We start from the raw sequence: 220 nt of genomic DNA on the forward strand, positions 1-220 counted from the left end.
AGGGTGCCGTGAACATCTACAACGCCATGCTGGCTTCCCCCGATGCCATGTTCGACATCAACATCAGCCGCTTTGTCATGAACGGCAAGGTCATTTTTGCCATGTTCGGCATGCACCACAAAAAGCAGCGGTGCCACAAACAGGAAGGCGTACTCGATGGGCTCGGTAATGCCGGTAAACACAGCGGGAATGACCGCCGCGATCAGCAGCGCTTTGACCT

1 pseudogene is annotated in these 220 nt (G+C 55.5%); it reads right to left on the bottom strand.

Annotation, left to right across the window (positions count from 1 at the left end):
• A pseudogene (locus tag H6B10_RS18970) lies at positions 1-182 on the bottom strand (hypothetical protein); the annotation flags it as partial.
• Positions 183-220 lie beyond the last annotated feature (38 nt).

Origin of the sequence: Gemmiger formicilis (genome assembly GCF_016901605.1) — a bacterium.
In the GTDB taxonomy this organism is placed as follows: domain Bacteria; phylum Bacillota; class Clostridia; order Oscillospirales; family Ruminococcaceae; genus Gemmiger; species Gemmiger formicilis_B.